This is a genomic window from Actinomadura sp. NPDC000600 (genome assembly GCF_040492135.1).
Lineage (GTDB): Bacteria > Actinomycetota > Actinomycetes > Streptosporangiales > Streptosporangiaceae > Spirillospora.
The window spans coordinates 165,517-180,139 of the sequence record NZ_JBEUPD010000009.1 but is presented as its reverse complement, the minus strand read 5'-3'; the positions used below and the strand labels follow the sequence as shown (position 1 = coordinate 180,139).

General features: G+C 72.7%; 13 protein-coding genes. 11 read left to right on the top strand and 2 right to left on the bottom strand.

The features are described from left to right. Positions 1 to 39: 39 nt before the first annotated feature. Complete coding sequence (locus tag ABWI07_RS16030; RefSeq protein WP_353818994.1) at positions 40 to 2,250, top strand: SpoIIE family protein phosphatase; 2,211 nt, start codon at positions 40 to 42, stop codon at positions 2,248 to 2,250. Positions 2,251 to 2,277: 27 nt separating this feature from the next. Here ABWI07_RS16030 and ABWI07_RS16025 read toward each other — a convergent pair whose 3' ends face one another. After that, positions 2,278 to 3,099: an IclR family transcriptional regulator gene (locus ABWI07_RS16025; RefSeq protein WP_235036857.1), complete on the bottom strand. Its 822-nt coding sequence runs from the start codon at positions 3,097 to 3,099 to the stop codon at positions 2,278 to 2,280. 135 nt (positions 3,100 to 3,234) lie between these two features. On the opposite strand from ABWI07_RS16025, the gene ABWI07_RS16020 reads away from it, so the two are divergent. The 10 genes from ABWI07_RS16020 to ABWI07_RS15975 all read left to right on the top strand — a co-directional run bounded on the left by ABWI07_RS16020 (position 3,235) and on the right by ABWI07_RS15975 (position 13,380). Continuing rightward, a complete protein-coding gene (locus tag ABWI07_RS16020) occupies positions 3,235 to 3,882 on the top strand; it encodes an ABC transporter permease (RefSeq protein WP_149259881.1) in 648 nt (215 codons plus the stop codon). After that, positions 3,875 to 4,894, top strand: a complete 1,020-nt coding sequence (locus tag ABWI07_RS16015; RefSeq protein ID WP_353818993.1) for an ABC transporter ATP-binding protein — start codon at positions 3,875 to 3,877, stop codon at positions 4,892 to 4,894. Before ABWI07_RS16020 ends, ABWI07_RS16015 begins: the two co-directional genes overlap by 8 nt. Next, on the top strand, positions 4,884 to 5,669 hold the full coding sequence (locus ABWI07_RS16010; RefSeq protein ID WP_200841923.1) for an ABC transporter permease: 786 nt from the start codon (positions 4,884 to 4,886) through the stop codon (positions 5,667 to 5,669). Before ABWI07_RS16015 ends, ABWI07_RS16010 begins: the two co-directional genes overlap by 11 nt. A gap of 86 nt (positions 5,670 to 5,755) precedes the next feature. After that, positions 5,756 to 6,721 (top strand): glycine betaine ABC transporter substrate-binding protein, encoded by a 966-nt coding sequence (locus tag ABWI07_RS16005; protein WP_200841922.1) that lies wholly within the window; start codon positions 5,756 to 5,758, stop codon positions 6,719 to 6,721. Then, positions 6,718 to 7,281, top strand: a complete 564-nt coding sequence (gene fae / locus ABWI07_RS16000) for a formaldehyde-activating enzyme (protein ID WP_200841921.1) — start codon at positions 6,718 to 6,720, stop codon at positions 7,279 to 7,281. Before ABWI07_RS16005 ends, fae begins: the two co-directional genes overlap by 4 nt. Continuing rightward, complete coding sequence (locus ABWI07_RS15995) at positions 7,278 to 8,387, top strand: mandelate racemase/muconate lactonizing enzyme family protein (RefSeq protein WP_149259880.1); 1,110 nt, start codon at positions 7,278 to 7,280, stop codon at positions 8,385 to 8,387. The genes fae and ABWI07_RS15995 overlap by 4 nt, the downstream gene beginning before the upstream one ends. A 13-nt stretch (positions 8,388 to 8,400) precedes the next feature. After that, positions 8,401 to 9,924: an aldehyde dehydrogenase family protein gene (locus ABWI07_RS15990; protein WP_353818992.1), complete on the top strand. Its 1,524-nt coding sequence runs from the start codon at positions 8,401 to 8,403 to the stop codon at positions 9,922 to 9,924. Continuing rightward, positions 9,921 to 10,829, top strand: a complete 909-nt coding sequence (locus tag ABWI07_RS15985) for an NAD(P)-dependent oxidoreductase (protein ID WP_149259879.1) — start codon at positions 9,921 to 9,923, stop codon at positions 10,827 to 10,829. Before ABWI07_RS15990 ends, ABWI07_RS15985 begins: the two co-directional genes overlap by 4 nt. Before the next feature lie 2 nt (positions 10,830 to 10,831). After that, positions 10,832 to 11,968, top strand: coding sequence for an iron-containing alcohol dehydrogenase family protein (locus tag ABWI07_RS15980; protein ID WP_353818990.1), 1,137 nt, complete (start codon positions 10,832 to 10,834; stop codon positions 11,966 to 11,968). A gap of 8 nt (positions 11,969 to 11,976) precedes the next feature. Then, positions 11,977 to 13,380, top strand: a complete 1,404-nt coding sequence (locus ABWI07_RS15975) for an NAD-dependent succinate-semialdehyde dehydrogenase (RefSeq protein ID WP_353818989.1) — start codon at positions 11,977 to 11,979, stop codon at positions 13,378 to 13,380. 94 nt (positions 13,381 to 13,474) lie between these two features. Here the strand turns inward: ABWI07_RS15975 and ABWI07_RS15970 are convergent, their stop codons facing one another. Beyond that, positions 13,475 to 14,542: a glycerophosphodiester phosphodiesterase family protein gene (locus ABWI07_RS15970; protein ID WP_353818988.1), complete on the bottom strand. Its 1,068-nt coding sequence runs from the start codon at positions 14,540 to 14,542 to the stop codon at positions 13,475 to 13,477. Between the last annotated feature and the right edge of the window lie 81 nt (positions 14,543 to 14,623).

The following is a 14,623-nucleotide window of genomic DNA, read 5'->3' as shown; positions in this document are numbered from 1 at the left end:
ACCCGTTGCAATCCGTCTGCCCGGGAAGGAGTGCTGGACGTGGGGCCGCGGCACCCTGGGAAGACCTCCCGCGAACTCGGACGCGAAACTATGGACGCGCACACCAGCTCAGGAGGCGGCGAAGAGGAGACGGACCCTCCCGTCGCCATGGCCGGTGCGGCCGATGACGCGGGCTTCCTCGACCTGGCGTTCACCCAGTCGGGCTTCGCCATGTCGATCCACGACAGCGATCTGCGGATCGTCAGGGTCAACGACCTCATGTGCCGGAGGATCAACGTCTCGGAAGACGAACTGCGCGGCCGCCTCCTCACCGACGTCCTGCCCGGGCCCTTCTGGAGGCTGATGGAGCAGCACGTCCGCCACGTCCTCGACACGGGAGAGTCCGTGCACGAGGAGTACTACCGGCGGGTTCCCAGCCAGACCCGCGAGCGCAACTGGTCGGTCTTCCTGTTCCCCCTGAAGGACGAGGAGGGCCGGACGCAGGCCGTGGGGGTGGGCCTCCTCGACAGGACCGAGCAGTACCGCGCGCGGCAGCGGCTGACCATGCTGAGCGAGGCCAGCGCCCGTATCGGCACCACCCTGGACGTCACCAGGACCGCCCAGGAGCTGGCCGACCTGGTGGTGCCCCGTTTCGCCGATCTCATCCTCGTCGACATGCTCGAAGGGGTGCTCGTCGGCGACGAACCGGGCCCGGGGCCGCTGACCGGCCGGATCGCGTTGCGCAGCGTGGCGTACCGGGCCGCCTTCGGCACCGAACCCGAGGCGAGGCCGGGCGGCCTCGACCTGCGTCCCGAACCGTGGCCGCCGGCGCGGTGCCTGGCCACCGGCAAGGCGGTCCTGATGAGCGTCGACGATCCCGAGGTCGTCGAGGCGACTTCCCGCAACCCCGCGTGGGCGGAGGCCATCGAGAGGTACCGGCTCCGCTCGGTCCTGTCCGTCCCGATACGCGCCCGCGGCGTCACGCTCGGCGTCGCCGCGTTCGTCCGCGGCGAGGCCGCGGAGCCCTTCGAGCAGGACGACGTGCTGCTGGGCGAGGAACTCACCGCCCGGGCGGCCGTGTCCATCGACAACGCCCGCCGCTACACCCGCGAACGCACCACCGCCCTCGCACTCCAGCGCAGCCTGCTCCCGCACGGCCTTCCCGAGCAGTCGGCCGTGGAGGCCGCCACCCGCTACCTGCCCGCCAGGTCGAACCTCGGCGTGGGCGGGGACTGGTTCGACGTCATCCCGCTGTCCAGCGCGCGGGTGGCCCTCGTCGTCGGCGACGTCGTCGGCCACGGCATCCGCGCCTCCGCCACCATGGGCCGGCTGCGGACCGCCGTGCGCACCCTCGTCGACGTCGACCCGTCCCCCGACGAGCTCCTCACCCGGCTCGACGACCTCGTCAGCCGGTTCTCCGCCGAGGAGGCCACCGGCGATCACGATGAGGCGGAGGACCAGGTCGGCGCCACCTGCCTCTACGCCGTCTACGACCCGATCTCCCGCCGGTGCACGCTCGCGCGCGCCGGGCACCCGCCGCCCGCGCTCCTCACCCCGGACGGCTCGGTCGACTTCCTCGACCTGCCCGTCGGCCTGCCCCTCGGCGTCGGCGCCCTGCCCTACGAGAGCACGGAGGTCGAACTGCCCGAGGGCAGCATCCTCGCCTTCTACACCGACGGCCTCGTCGAGTCCCGCGACCACGACCCCGACACCGGGCTCGAACGCCTGCGGCAGGCGCTGAGCCGCCGGTCCGCGTCCCTGGACGAGACATGCGACGGCGTCTTCAAGGCCGCCCTGCCGGACTTCCCCGTGGACGACGCCGCGCTGCTCATCGCCCGCACCAACGCCCTGAGCGAGGACCAGTACGCATCCTGGGAGCTGCCGGCCACCCCGGCAGTCGTCGCCGAGACCCGCGACCAGGTGAGCGAGCGGCTCGCGCGCTGGGGCCTCGACGAGGCCGCCTACGTCACCGAGCTCATCGTCAGCGAGCTCGTGACCAACGCGATCCGTTATGCCAGCGGCCCGATCCAGCTGCGCCTCATCCGGGACCGGACGCTCATCTGCGAGGTCTCCGACGGCAGCAGCACCGCCCCGCACCTGCGCCGCGCCCGCCTCCTCGACGAGGGAGGGCGCGGCCTCCTGCTCGTCGCCCAGCTCACCCAGCGCTGGGGAACCCGTCAGACCCCCCACGGCAAGACCATCTGGACCGAGCAGCCCCTCACCGGCGCCGACTTCAGCGGCATCCTCGACCAGTTCGACGACCTGGAGTGAGAACCGCCGGGGCGGTCCGTCTTAGCGCTAGACGACTCCCGGAGCGTGCTCGTGGCCCAGCTCGGCGGACAGCTCGCGGGCGACCGCCAGCGTGCGGCGTCCGGCCTCGTCGAGATGGGGGCCAAGGCGCGCCTTGGGCGCCGACACGTTGATCGCGGCCACGATGGTGCCGCGGAAGTCCCGCACGGGGGCGGAGACGCCGACGAGCCCCGCCTCGAACTCCTCGTCCACGGACGCGTAGCCGCGCCTGCGGATGGCCGCGACCTCGCGCAGCAGGTCGTCGGCGGCCTGGATCCGCAGCCTGGCCTGCGCATGGCCAGGCTCGTCGAGCCAGGAGGCCGCCCAGGAGCGCAGCGTGTCGGGCGCCCAGTCGGAGACCAGGACGCGCCCGGCCGAGGTCATGAGCACCGGTACCGTCACGCCCTCCCAGCCCAGCCCCCGGAAGGCGTGGGACGGCGACACCGACAGCAGCGTCAGGACCGCGGAGCCGCGCAGCACGCACAGGTGGGTGGTCTCGTTGAGGCCCGCGACCAGGCGGCGAAGGTAGGGCCCGGCCGTACGCGTCAGACGCGCCTCGGTGGTGCGGGCCGCGAGTGAGTACAGCCGCCAGCCGAGGCGGAACTCCAGCGAGTCGGGGTCGCGGTCGACCAGGGCCTCGGCCTCCATGACCTTGAGGGCGCGCGAGACCTGGCTCTTCTCCCGGTCCAGCAGCCGGGCGATCCGGCTGACGCCGAGACCGCGCGCGGCGTGCTCGGGTTGGGCGAGCAGGTCGAGTATCTCCAGGTCACGCCGGAGTCCGGTGGACGGGGCCGGGTCCCGAGAGGGCGTCGTGTGCGGGGGGAGGGCCAAGGGGGTTCTCCGATCGAGATCTTTGTTGCGGCTGGCGCAACAAGTATTGCAGCAAAATGAACACCGTCCTACGGTCATGCCAGCGAGCCGGAGAGACCCGGCCGAAACCTCCCTCGGAAGGACAGGAGGTAGCGCATGACGTTCGGCGAATACGTGTCGTCCCGCGGGGACGAGCTGGCCCGGGCGGCCGGCCAGCACGCGCTCGTCGTCGCGACGTCGATCCTCGTCGCCACCGTGATCGGCGTCGGAATCGGCGTGCTGACCTACCGCCGGCCCCGGCTGGCCGCGCTGTCGGTCGGCACCGCGGGCGGCTTCCTGACGATCCCCTCGTTCGCGCTGCTCGGCCTGCTCATCCCGTTCCTGGGACTGGGCTGGAAGCCGACCCTGGTGGCGCTGGTGCTGTACTCGCTGCTCCCGATCGTGCGCAACACGATCGTCGGGCTGCGCTCGGTCGACCCGGCCGTGGTGGAGGCGGGCCGAGGGATGGGGATGAGCGCGGCCCGGGTGATGGCCAAGGTCCAGTTGCCGCTGGCCTGGCCGGTCGTCCTGGCCGGGATCCGCGTGTCCACCCAGATGATCCTCGGTATCGCCGCGATCGCCGCCTACGTCGCCGGCCCCGGGCTCGGCAACCAGATCTTCGACGGGCTCGCCCGGCTCGGCTCGGTGAACTCGCTGAACGCCGCGCTCGCGGGAACCCTGGGCGTGGTCGTCCTGGCCCTCGCCTTCGACCTCTTCTACCTCGTCGTACGCCTACTCACCACCCCGAGGGGGCTTCGTGCTTGACAGCGGCAACGGTGGCGCCCGCATCGAACTGGACGGGCTCACCAAGCGGTACCCCGGCCAGGACGATCCAGCGGTCGACAACGTCACGATGGTCGTCCCGGCGGGCGAGCTGGTCGCCTTCGTCGGCCCGTCCGGCTGCGGCAAGACCACCACCATGAAGATGATCAACCGGCTGATCGAGCCGACCTCCGGCTCGGTCCGGATCGGCGGCGAGGACGTGCTGGGGATGCCGCCCGACCGGCTGCGCCGCCGGATCGGGTACGTCATCCAGCAGATCGGCCTGTTCCCGCATCTGACCATCGCGGACAACGTGGCGCTGGTGCCCGGCCTCCTGGGCTGGTCGAGGCCCAAGGTGCGGGCACGGGTGGAGGAACTGCTGGACCTGGTCGGTCTGGACCCCGCCCGGTACGCCCGCCGGTACCCGCGCGAGCTGTCGGGCGGCCAGCAGCAGCGCGTCGGCGTCGCGCGGGCGCTGGCCGCCGACCCGCCGGTCATGCTCATGGACGAGCCGTTCGGCGCCACCGACCCGATCACCCGCGAGCGGCTGCAGAACGAGTTCCTGCGGCTGCAGCGCGAACTGCGCAAGACGATCATCTTCGTGACGCACGACTTCGACGAGGCCGTGAAGCTCGGCGACCGGATCGCGGTGTTCCGCGAGCGCTCCCGCATCGCGCAGTACGACACCCCGGCGCGCATCCTGGCCGACCCCGCCGACGACTACGTGGCCGGCTTCATCGGCGGCGACACCACGCTCAAGCGGCTCGCGCTGGTCAGCGTCGGCGAGTTCGCCGGGAACGGCGCCGCTCTCCCGCCGGCCGGGACCCCGTCCGAGAACCCGGCCGGAGCGCTTCCCGAGGTCGGTGCCACCGCGACGCTCCGCGAGGCGCTCGACATCATGATCGCGAACGGTACGCGGCAGGTGGCCTGCGCGGGCCGCGTCCTGTCGTACGAGGAGATCTGCGCGGCGGTCGCACCGGCACGCGAGGACGAGGCGGTGCCCGGTGCTCGCTGAGTCGGCCGGCACGGCCGCCGTCGCCCGCGCCCCGCGGCGGGGCGCCGGGGTGCGGAGGGCCGCGCCGCGGTTCCTGCTCACCCCGCTCCTGCTGGCGGCGGTGCTCGGAGTCCTCTACCTGTGGGTGTCGAACCTCTCCCTGGACTCGATCGAGCGGCGCACGCTGAACGCCGGCTACATCGCCGCCCGGGTCGGCGAGCATCTGCGTCTCACCGGCATGGCGGTGCTGCTGGTCGTACTGATCGCGATCCCGCTGGGGATCGCCCTGTCCCGCCCGGCGGCGCGCTGGCTGAGCCCGCTCGTGCTCGGCCTGGCCAATCTCGGGCAGGCCACCCCCGCGATCGGCCTGCTGGTCCTGCTGACCATCAAGTTCGGGGTGGGGTTCCGGATCGCGCTGATCGGCCTGGTGGCCTACGCCGTGCTGCCGGTGCTCCGCAACACGATCGTGGGCGTCCAGCAGGTCGACCAGACCCTGATCGAGGCCGCCCGCGGGATGGGCATGACCCGCGCCCAGGTCCTCCGCCGGGTCGAGCTCAAGCTCGCGATCCCGGTGATCCTGGCCGGCCTGCGCACCTCGCTGGTGATGGCCGTGGGCGTGGCGACGCTGGCCACCTTCGTCAACGCGGGCGGCCTCGGCGACATCATCGTCAACGGCATCAAGCTGGACCGGACGCCCGTCCTCGTCACCGGCAGCATCCTGACCGCCGCCATCGCGTTCCTGGTCGACTGGGCCGGCGGCGTCGCCGAGGACCTGCTGCGTCCCGGAGGCGTCTGAGACCCCGCACCGCGAGGGGCGCCCGGACGCGGCGCCCGGAACTTCCACCCTTCACCCCACCCCCCATCACCCCTCGGGAGTTCGTGATGTCCAAAATCAGCAGGATGCGGGGCCTCACCGTCCCCGCGGCCGCGGCCGCGCTCGCGGTCACCGCGCTGGCCGGCTGCGGCTCGTCGGCGGAGGTCGAGCAGGGCAGCCTCGGGCAGGAGCTCAAGGGCGCGACCTTCACGGTCGGCTCCAAGGACTTCTCCGAGTCGATCGTGCTCGGCAAGATCACCATCGCGCTGCTGCGCGCCCACGGCGCCACCGTCAACGACAAGACCAACATCAAGGGCTCGACCAACACCCGTACCGCGCTGACCTCCAAGAACATCGACATGTACTGGGAGTACACCGGCACCGGCTGGGTGACCTACCTCAAGCACACCGAACCGATCCCCGACTCCGGCCGCCAGTACGAGGCGGTCGCCCGCGAGGACCTGGAGAAGAACGGGATCGTCTGGACGAAGCCCGCGCCGCTCAACAACACCTACGCCTTCGCCGTCCAGAAGGACAAGGCCGCGGCGCTCGGCGTCACGAAGCTCTCCGACCTGGCGGCCCTGGCCCGGTCGAAGCCGGCCGACGCCACCTTCTGCATCGAGAGCGAGTTCTCCACCCGCGACGACGGATGGCCCGGCATGTCCAAGGCCTACGGCCTCGACGTGCCGAAGGGCGGCGTCAAGTCGGTCGACACCGGAGTGATCTACAGCGAGACCAAGAAGGGGAAGACCTGCACCTTCGGCGAGGTCTTCGCCACCGACGGCCGGATCGCCTCCATGGGCCTGACCGTCCTCCAGGACGACAAGCGCTTCTTCCCCGTCTACAACGCGGCGCTGACCCTGCGGAAGGAGACCGCCGCCAAGTACCCGCAGATCCAGCAGTACCTCGACCCGGTCGCCGCCAAGCTCACCGACGACGTGATGCGCAAGCTCAACGCCCAGGTCGACGCGGAGGGGCTGGAGCCCGAGAAGGCCGCCAACGACTGGCTCGACGAGCAGGGGTTCCTCAAGTGACGAGCACGGACGCCCCCGACCGCGCCCCCGACCGCGCGCCCCGCCCGGCGACGGCCGTGCAGATCGGCGAGAGCTTCGTCGGGGAGGGCGCCGAGGCCGCCCACATCAACACCGTCCTCGGGCATCGCTCCGGACCGGCGGGAACCGCCTGGGCCACGGCCCTCGCCACCCCCCGCGCCGGCCACGTCCCCTTTGTCGCCGTGCTGAAGCCCGGGGTGCCGGCCAAGCCCATGACGCTGTTCGTGAACAAGGCCGCCACCGACACCGTCGCCCACGCCGAGTTGACGTGGGGAGCGGCCCAGGCGGGCGTGGCGGCGGGGGTCATGGACGCGGTGGCCGAGCAGGTCGTCCCCGCCGAGGCGGTCGACGACCTGGTGCTGGTCGCCGCCGTCTGGGTCAACCCGGAGGCCGCCGACGCCGACCTGGTCTACGCCAACAACCGCGCCGCCACCGGGGCGGCGCTGCGCGCGGGAGCGGCCGGGCTGCCGGGTGTCGAGGAGGCCCTCGAAGCCCGGCACTCGCCCGCCAACCCGTTCTACACACCCTCGGGGGACGAGTGAAGATCACCGGTATCCGGCTCGACCGGATGCGACTGCCGCTGGACCCGCCGTTCTACGCGGCCTGGGACCCCGTCCCGCGCGGTCATTTCGACGCCACCCTGGTCACCGTCGAGACCGACGAGGGCGTGGTGGGCTACGGCTCCGGCGACACGATGGACGGCTTCGAAGGCCACGAGCACCTGTTCGTCGGCCGGGACCCGCTGGCCATCGTCAACCACGTCAAGACGCTGGAGACGATCAACTTCCACGCGGGCCGCTACTGGCCGGTGGAGGCCGCGCTGTGGGACGTGATCGGCAAGGTCAGCGGCCTTCCGGTGGCAGCGCTCTTCGGCGGGGCCACGGACCGGCTGCCCGCGTACGCCTCGTTCGGCGAGCTGCGCCCCCCGGCCGCACGCGCCGAGGCCGCGCTGGCGGCCAAGGAGGCCGGTTTCCGCGCCATGAAGATCAGGGTGGCCCGGGAGCGCCTGGCGGAGGGGATCGCCGCCGTCCGCGCCGCCCGCGAGGCGGTCGGGGACGAGATCGCGCTCATGGTGGACCTCAACCAGTCGTGGCGGATGTCCGGCGACATCGCACCGGCGCTCGACCTGGCGTCGGTGCGCCGGGTGGCCGCCGAGCTGGCGGAGCTGGACGTGCAGTGGCTGGAGGAGCCGCTGCCGCAGTACGACATCGAGGGCGTGCGGACCGTGCGGGCGCAGACGGGCGTCCGCGTCGCCGGCGGCGAGATGGTGCGCACCATGCCGGAGCTGCTGCACCTGCTGGAGGCCGACGCGCTGGACGTCTACCAGCCCGACGTCGTCCTGTCGGTCGGGATGCTGCGCGCCCGCACCCTCGCCGAACTGGCCTTCGCGCGGCACCGCTGGTTCACCCCCCACACATGGAGCAACGGGCTGGGGGTCCTGGCGAACCTGCACGTCGTGGCCGGTGTCGGCGGCGGGCCGTTCGTCGAGTTCCCCTATGACCCGCCGGGCTGGACGCCCGAGCGGCGGGACTTCTTCCTGACCGAACCGGTCGGCGTCGACGGCGACGGCCGCATGAGGGTCCCCGGCGCGCCCGGGCTCGGGGCCGAGATCGACCACGCCGCGGTGCGCCGGCTGGCCCGCGGCTGAGAGGGGAACGACCGTGACAGCGCACGAGCACACGTACGGGACCTGGCAGGAGCGGGCGGCGAACCCGCCCCTGCGGCGGGAGCTGTTCATCGACGGCGCGTTCACGCCGGCCGCCGACGGCGGGACCTTCACCAAGACGGGTCCCCGCGACGGGCGCGAGCTCGCGCGGATCGCCGCCGCGGGCGAGGAGGACGTGGACCGCGCGGTGCGGGCCGCCCGGCGCGCGTTCGAGGACGGCCGCTGGGCGGGCGCGAGCCCGCGCCACCGCAAGGAGGTCCTGCTGCGGTTCGCCGAGCTGATCCGCGCGAACCTGGAGGAGCTGGCCCTGCTGGAGACCCTCGACGTGGGCAAGCCCATCGGCGAGTCCCTGCGGGTGGACGTGCCGGGCGCCGCCGCCTGCGTCCAGTGGTACGCCGAGGCGATCGACAAGCGCTACGGCGAGATCGCCCCGACCGGCGCCGACGCCCTCGCGCTGATCACGCGGGAGCCGCTCGGGGTGGTCGGTGCGGTCGTCCCCTGGAACTACCCGCTGCTCATCACCTCCTGGAAGATCGCCCCGGCGCTGGCGATGGGCAACTCGGTGGTGCTCAAGCCGGCCGAGCAGTCCAGCCAGACCGCGCTGGCGCTGGCCGAGCTCGCGGCCGAGGCGGGGGTGCCCGACGGCGTCCTCAACGTCGTCCCGGGGCTCGGACCGGTGGCGGGGGCGGCGCTCGGCCGCCATCCGGAGGTGGACAAGATCGCCTTCACCGGCTCCACGGCGACCGGGCACCGGTTCCTGGAGTACGCGGCGCACTCCAACGGCAAGCAGGTGGCGCTGGAGATGGGCGGCAAGTCGCCGCAGATCGTCCTCGCCGACGCCGAGGACCTGGACGCGGCGGCCTCCGCCGTCGCCTGGGGGATCTTCTACAACGCCGGGCAGACCTGCAACGCCGGGTCGAGGCTGCTGGCCGACACCCGGATCATGGACGACCTGCTGGCCCGCGTCACCAAGATCGCCGAGGGGATCCGGGTCGGCGACCCGCTCGACCCGGCCACGCAGATGGGCGCGATGGTCGACCGGGCGCAGCTGGACAAGGTCGTCGGGTACGTCGCGCTCGGCCGGGAGGAGGGCGGCCGGCTCGTCACCGGCGGCGACCGCGTCCGTGCGGAGTCCGGGGGCTACTTCGTCGCCCCGACCGTGCTGCGCGACGTCGACAACGACTGCCGCGTCGCGCAGGAGGAGATCTTCGGACCGGTGCTGACGGCCACGGGGATCGGCTCGGCGGAGGAGGCCGTCCGGCTGGCGAACCGGACCCGCTACGGGCTGGCCGCGAGCGTGTGGACCGGCCGCCTGTCCACGGCGCACCGGGTCGCCCGCGCCCTGCGCGCCGGGACCGTGTGGGTCAACACCTTCGACGCGAGCGACGTGATCACGCCGTTCGGCGGGTTCAAGGACTCCGGCAGCGGACGGGACAAGTCCCTGCATGCGCTGGACGCCTACTCCGCCCTCAAGACCACCTGGATCAACATGAACGAGCAGCCCGCGGGGGACACATGAGACTGGGATTCATCGGCCTGGGGAACATGGGCGGCCCCATGTGCCGCAACCTCCTGGCCGCCGGATACGACGTGGCGGTGCACGACGCGCGGCGCGAGGCCGCCGCCGAGGCCGAGCGGATGGGCGCCGTCTGGACGGCCGCCCCCGCCGAGGCGGGCGCGGGCCGCGACGTGGTGATCACGATGCTGCCCACGCCCCGGCACGTCGAGTCCGTGCTGCTGGGCCCCGGCGGACTGCTCGGCGCCCTCGGCGAGGGCGCTGTGTGGGTGGACATGTCCACCTCGGTGCCCGAGGTGGCCGACCGGGTCCGCAAGGCCGCCGCGGGGCGCGGAGTACACGTGCTCGACGCCCCCGTCTCCGGAATGGCGGCCGGGGCCCGCACCGGAACGCTCCAGATCTTCGTGGGCGGCGACCGCGAGGTGTACGAGCGGGTCCGGCCCGTGTTCGACGTCCTCGGCGACCCCGAACGCGTCATGCGGGTGGGCGGCCACGGCGCCGGCTACACCGTCAAGCTGATGATCAACCTGCTGTGGTTCGCGCATCTGGTCGCCACCAGCGAGGTGCTGTCCATCGGCACCAGCGCCGGCGTCGAGGTCGGCGTGCTGCGCGACGCGCTGCTCGCCAGCCCCGCCGCCAGCAACTTCCTGGACCGCGACATGCTGTCGGTGCTGCGCGACGGCGACTACGACGACTCCTTCGCCATCGCGCTGGCCTGCAAGGACCTCGGTCTCGCCAACGACCTGGCGCGCGAGGTGAAGGTCCCGGCCGAGCTGGCGGCCCTCGTCGAGCAGGTCTACCGGCGGGCGCGCCGCAGCTACGGCGACCTCGCCGGCGAGATGACGCCCGTCAAGCTCTGGGAGGACCTGATGGAGGTCCCCCTGCGGCTCGCACCCCAGGGAGCATGACCATGAACGAACTCGCCCTCACTCCGATGCCCGCGGCCCACCTGGGGCCCGGCAAGGTCCGCGCCCTCGGCGAACTCGCCGGGTCGCGCCGAGTCCTCGTGGTGACCGACGCCGGCATCGCCGCCACCCCCGTGCTCGACGCCGTACGGAACGCGCTCCCGGACGGGGACGTCGCGGTCTTCACCGGCGTGCACGCCAACCCGACCACCGATGACATCGGCGCGGGCGCGGTCGCCGCCGAGAACGCGCGGGCCGAGCTGCTGGTGGCGCTGGGCGGCGGATCGGCCATGGACGCCGCCAAGGGCATCGCGCTGGCCGCGGTCAACCCGCAGCGCGGACGCGACCTGGACTACCGCGGCGAGTTCCGCCGCGCCGGCCTGCCGATCATCGCCGTGCCGACCACGGCGGGCACCGGCGCCGAGACCAACGCCTTCGGCGTGATCACCGACGTCGAGACCCACCGCAAGTTCTACGTCGGACATGCGAGCACGCTGCCCGAGGCCGCCGTGCTCGACCCGGAGCTCACCGTGGGACTGCCGCCCGGCCCCACCGCGGCCACCGGCATGGACGCCCTCACCCACGCGCTGGAATCGTTCTCCTCCGTACGGGCCAACCCCTGGTCGGACGGGCTCGCGCTGCAGGTCGTCCGGATGGTCTCGACGCACCTGCCGCACGCCTACGACGACGGGAAGGACCTGGAGGCCCGCTCGCAGATGCTGCTGGCGGCCCACATGGCGGGGGTCGGCATGGCGGCCACGGGGCTGGGCCTGTGCCACGGGATCGCGCACCCGCTCGGCGGACGGTTCGACATCGTCCATGGCGTCGCGCTGACCGCGCTGCTCCCGCACGTCCTGCGCTTCAACCTGCCGGTACGGCTGGAGCGGACGGCTCAGGTCGCCTTCGCCATGGGCGTCGGCGACACCGCCAAACCCGACGCGTGGAACGCCGACGCCGCGATCGAGGCCGTCCGCGCCCTGGGGGCCCGGGTGGGTCTGACCGGCGGGCTGGCCGAGCACGGCGTCACCGGCGAGGACCACGACCTGCTGGCCAGGGACGCGCTGGAGGACGAGGTCACGGTGAACACGCCGCGGTTCCCGTCCGCCGACGAGATCACCGCGATCCTGGCCGCGGCCGGATGAGCGGCGACATGGCACCGGACGGCCTGTTCATCGGCGGCGCGTGGCGGCAGGCGGCCTCCGCGTTCGAGGTGCTCGACCCGGCGACCGGCCGGGTGGCGGCCCGGGTGGCCGACGCGACCGCGCGGGACGCGCTCCAGGCGCTGGACGCCGCCGCGGACGCGCAGCCGTCCTGGGCTGCCACCGCTCCCCGGGCACGGGCCGAGATCCTGCGCCGGGCCTACGAACTGGTGACCGAGCGCGCGGAGGCGCTCGCCCGGCTGGCGACCAGGGAACTGGGCCGTCCCCTCGCCGAGTCGCGCGCCGAGGTGGCCTATGCCGCCGACTTCCTGCGCTGGTTCTCCGAAGAGGCGGTGCGCGTGGGCGGCGAGCACCGCACCGCGCCGTCCGGGGACTACCGGATCGTCACGGCGCGCGTCCCGGTCGGGCCGTGCTACCTGATCACGCCGTGGAACTTCCCGCTGGCCATGGTGACCCGCAAGGTCGCGCCCGCCCTGGCGGCCGGCTGCACGGTGATCCTCAAACCGGCCGAGGCCACCCCGCTGTCCGCCCTCGCCCTGGCGGAACTGCTCGCCGAGGCCGGCGTGCCCGACGGGGTGGTGAACGTCGTCCCCACGACGGCGCCGGCCGAGGTCACCGGTGCGCTGCTCGGTGACGGGCGGCTGCGCAAACTGTCCTTCACCGGCTCCACGGAGGTCGGCCGGCTCCTGCTGGCCCAGAGCGCCGGGGGCGTCCTGCGGGCCTCCATGGAACTGGGCGGCAACGCGCCGTTCCTGGTCTTCGACGACGCCGACGTCGCGGCGGCCGTCGAGGGCGCCGTGACGGCCAAGATGCGCAACTCGGGGCAGTCGTGCGTGGCGGCGAACCGCTTCCTCGTCCACGAGGCCGTCGCCGAGGAGTTCACCGGCGCGCTGCGCGAACGCCTCGCCGCACTGGAGGTGGGCCGGGAGGTCGGCCCCCTGATCGACGGGGACGCCGTGGAGCGGGTCGACGGGCTGGTCGGCGACGCGAAGCGGCGCGGCGCCGAGATCCGGCTGGGCGGCGCCCCGCATGCGGGGCCGGGCTGGTTCTACCCGCCCACCCTCCTCACCGGCGTCCCCGAAGACGCCGCGATCACGCGGCAGGAGATCTTCGGACCGGTCGCCGCGGTCGCCGCCTACCCCGACGAGCCGAGCATGGTGGCGGCGGCCAACGCCACCCCGGCGGGTCTGGTCGCCTTCCTCTTCACCCGCGACCTCGGCCGCGCCATGCGCGTCGGGGCGGCGCTGGAGGCGGGCATGGTGGGCGTCAACCGCGGCCTGGTCTCCAACGCGGCCGCGCCGTTCGGCGGCGTCAAGCAGTCGGGCCTCGGCCGGGAGGGCGGTCTGGAGGGCATCGACGAGTACCTGGAGGTGAAGTACCTGGCCGTCCCGTGAACCTGCTCCGGCACGGAAGCGGCCACCGCACCGACGATGTCGATCCGATGGCCGTTCCGTGCCGTGAACGAAGCGGCCGCGCCCTTTGGGCCGGTCAGCGCGGCTGGTAGGCCTTGGGCAGCCGCATGCCGCGGTCGGCCATGATCTTGCGGACGCGGTTCGGGTAGTTGGTGATGATCCCGTCGACCCCCATGTCCATGAGCGCCTCGACGGTGGCGGGGTCGTCGCAGGTCCACGGGACGACCTTCAGACCGCGGGCGTGGGCCTGCGTGACCATCGCCCGGTCGGGGTAGAAGCGGAAGCCCGGCTCGCCGACCTTGCCGTTCTGCGGGAAGCCGTAGTTGGGCGACAGGGCCGTGACGCCCTTGATGGCGGCGGCCGCCTTCACGAAGTCGCCGTCGTAGTCGTCGACGTCCAGGCCGCCCAGCCAGGGGGAGGCGCCGGGGCGTCCGACCTGGAGGAAGTCGTAGTTCGTCAGCGCCACGAGCGGCCACCTGGGCGCGAACCGGTGCATGACCTTCAGCGCGCCCCAGTCGAAGGACTGGATGGTGACCTGCCGTTCGATCCCCGACGCGCGGATCTCCTCGAAGACCCGGCGGACGAACAGCTCACGCGGCGCGGTCTGCTCGGGCGCGCCCGCCTCGACCTTGGTCTCGATGTTGAGCTTGACCTGCTCGGCGCGGTAGCGCTTCACCAGGCCCAGGACGTCCTTGAGCTCCACCATCCGGAAACCGTGGACGACCTCCTGCTCGGGGAAGCCGGGCAGCTGCTGGTAGCCGCAGTCCATGGTCTTGATCTGGGCCAGGGTCAGGTCCTTGATGTACTTGCCGACGTAGGGGTACATCGGGTCGCCCGGCGTGGCCGGCGCGGTGTCGCGGCACTTCTGCGCGCTGATCTGCCGGTCGTGGTTGACGACGACTTTCTTGTCCTTGGTGACGTGCGTGTCCAGCTCCAGGGTGGTGACGCCCAGACGCATGGCCTTGCCGAAGCCTTCCAGCGACTCCTCGGTCGTCATGCCGATGCCGCCGCGGTGGGCCTGCAGGTCGAACTGGGTCTTCTGTGGCAGTACGCCGGGACTCCCGGTGGTCGACGCGTTGGCGGCCGCCGGCGCGGCCACCGTGGCCGCGAGGGCCAGACTCGTCAGGACAAGGCGCACGGACATGGAGTCCTCCGCTCGGTCATGCTCCGATCAACCCCCGCGACGCTAGAGCGAGGGCCGGCACCCTTGATTGACGTGGCGTGA

Excerpts from the sequence above, each read along its gene's own strand:
- ABWI07_RS16020 (WP_149259881.1), top strand. The coding sequence starts at position 3,235 with ATGACGTTCGGCGAATACGTGTCGTCCCGCGGGGACGAGCTGGCCCGG.
- ABWI07_RS16005 (WP_200841922.1), top strand. The coding sequence starts at position 5,756 with ATGTCCAAAATCAGCAGGATGCGGGGCCTCACCGTCCCCGCGGCCGCG.
- ABWI07_RS15985 (WP_149259879.1), top strand. The coding sequence starts at position 9,921 with ATGAGACTGGGATTCATCGGCCTGGGGAACATGGGCGGCCCCATGTGC.
- ABWI07_RS15980 (WP_353818990.1), top strand. The coding sequence starts at position 10,832 with ATGAACGAACTCGCCCTCACTCCGATGCCCGCGGCCCACCTGGGGCCC.
- ABWI07_RS15975 (WP_353818989.1), top strand. The coding sequence starts at position 11,977 with ATGGCACCGGACGGCCTGTTCATCGGCGGCGCGTGGCGGCAGGCGGCC.
- ABWI07_RS15970 (WP_353818988.1), bottom strand. The coding sequence starts at position 14,542 with ATGTCCGTGCGCCTTGTCCTGACGAGTCTGGCCCTCGCGGCCACGGTG.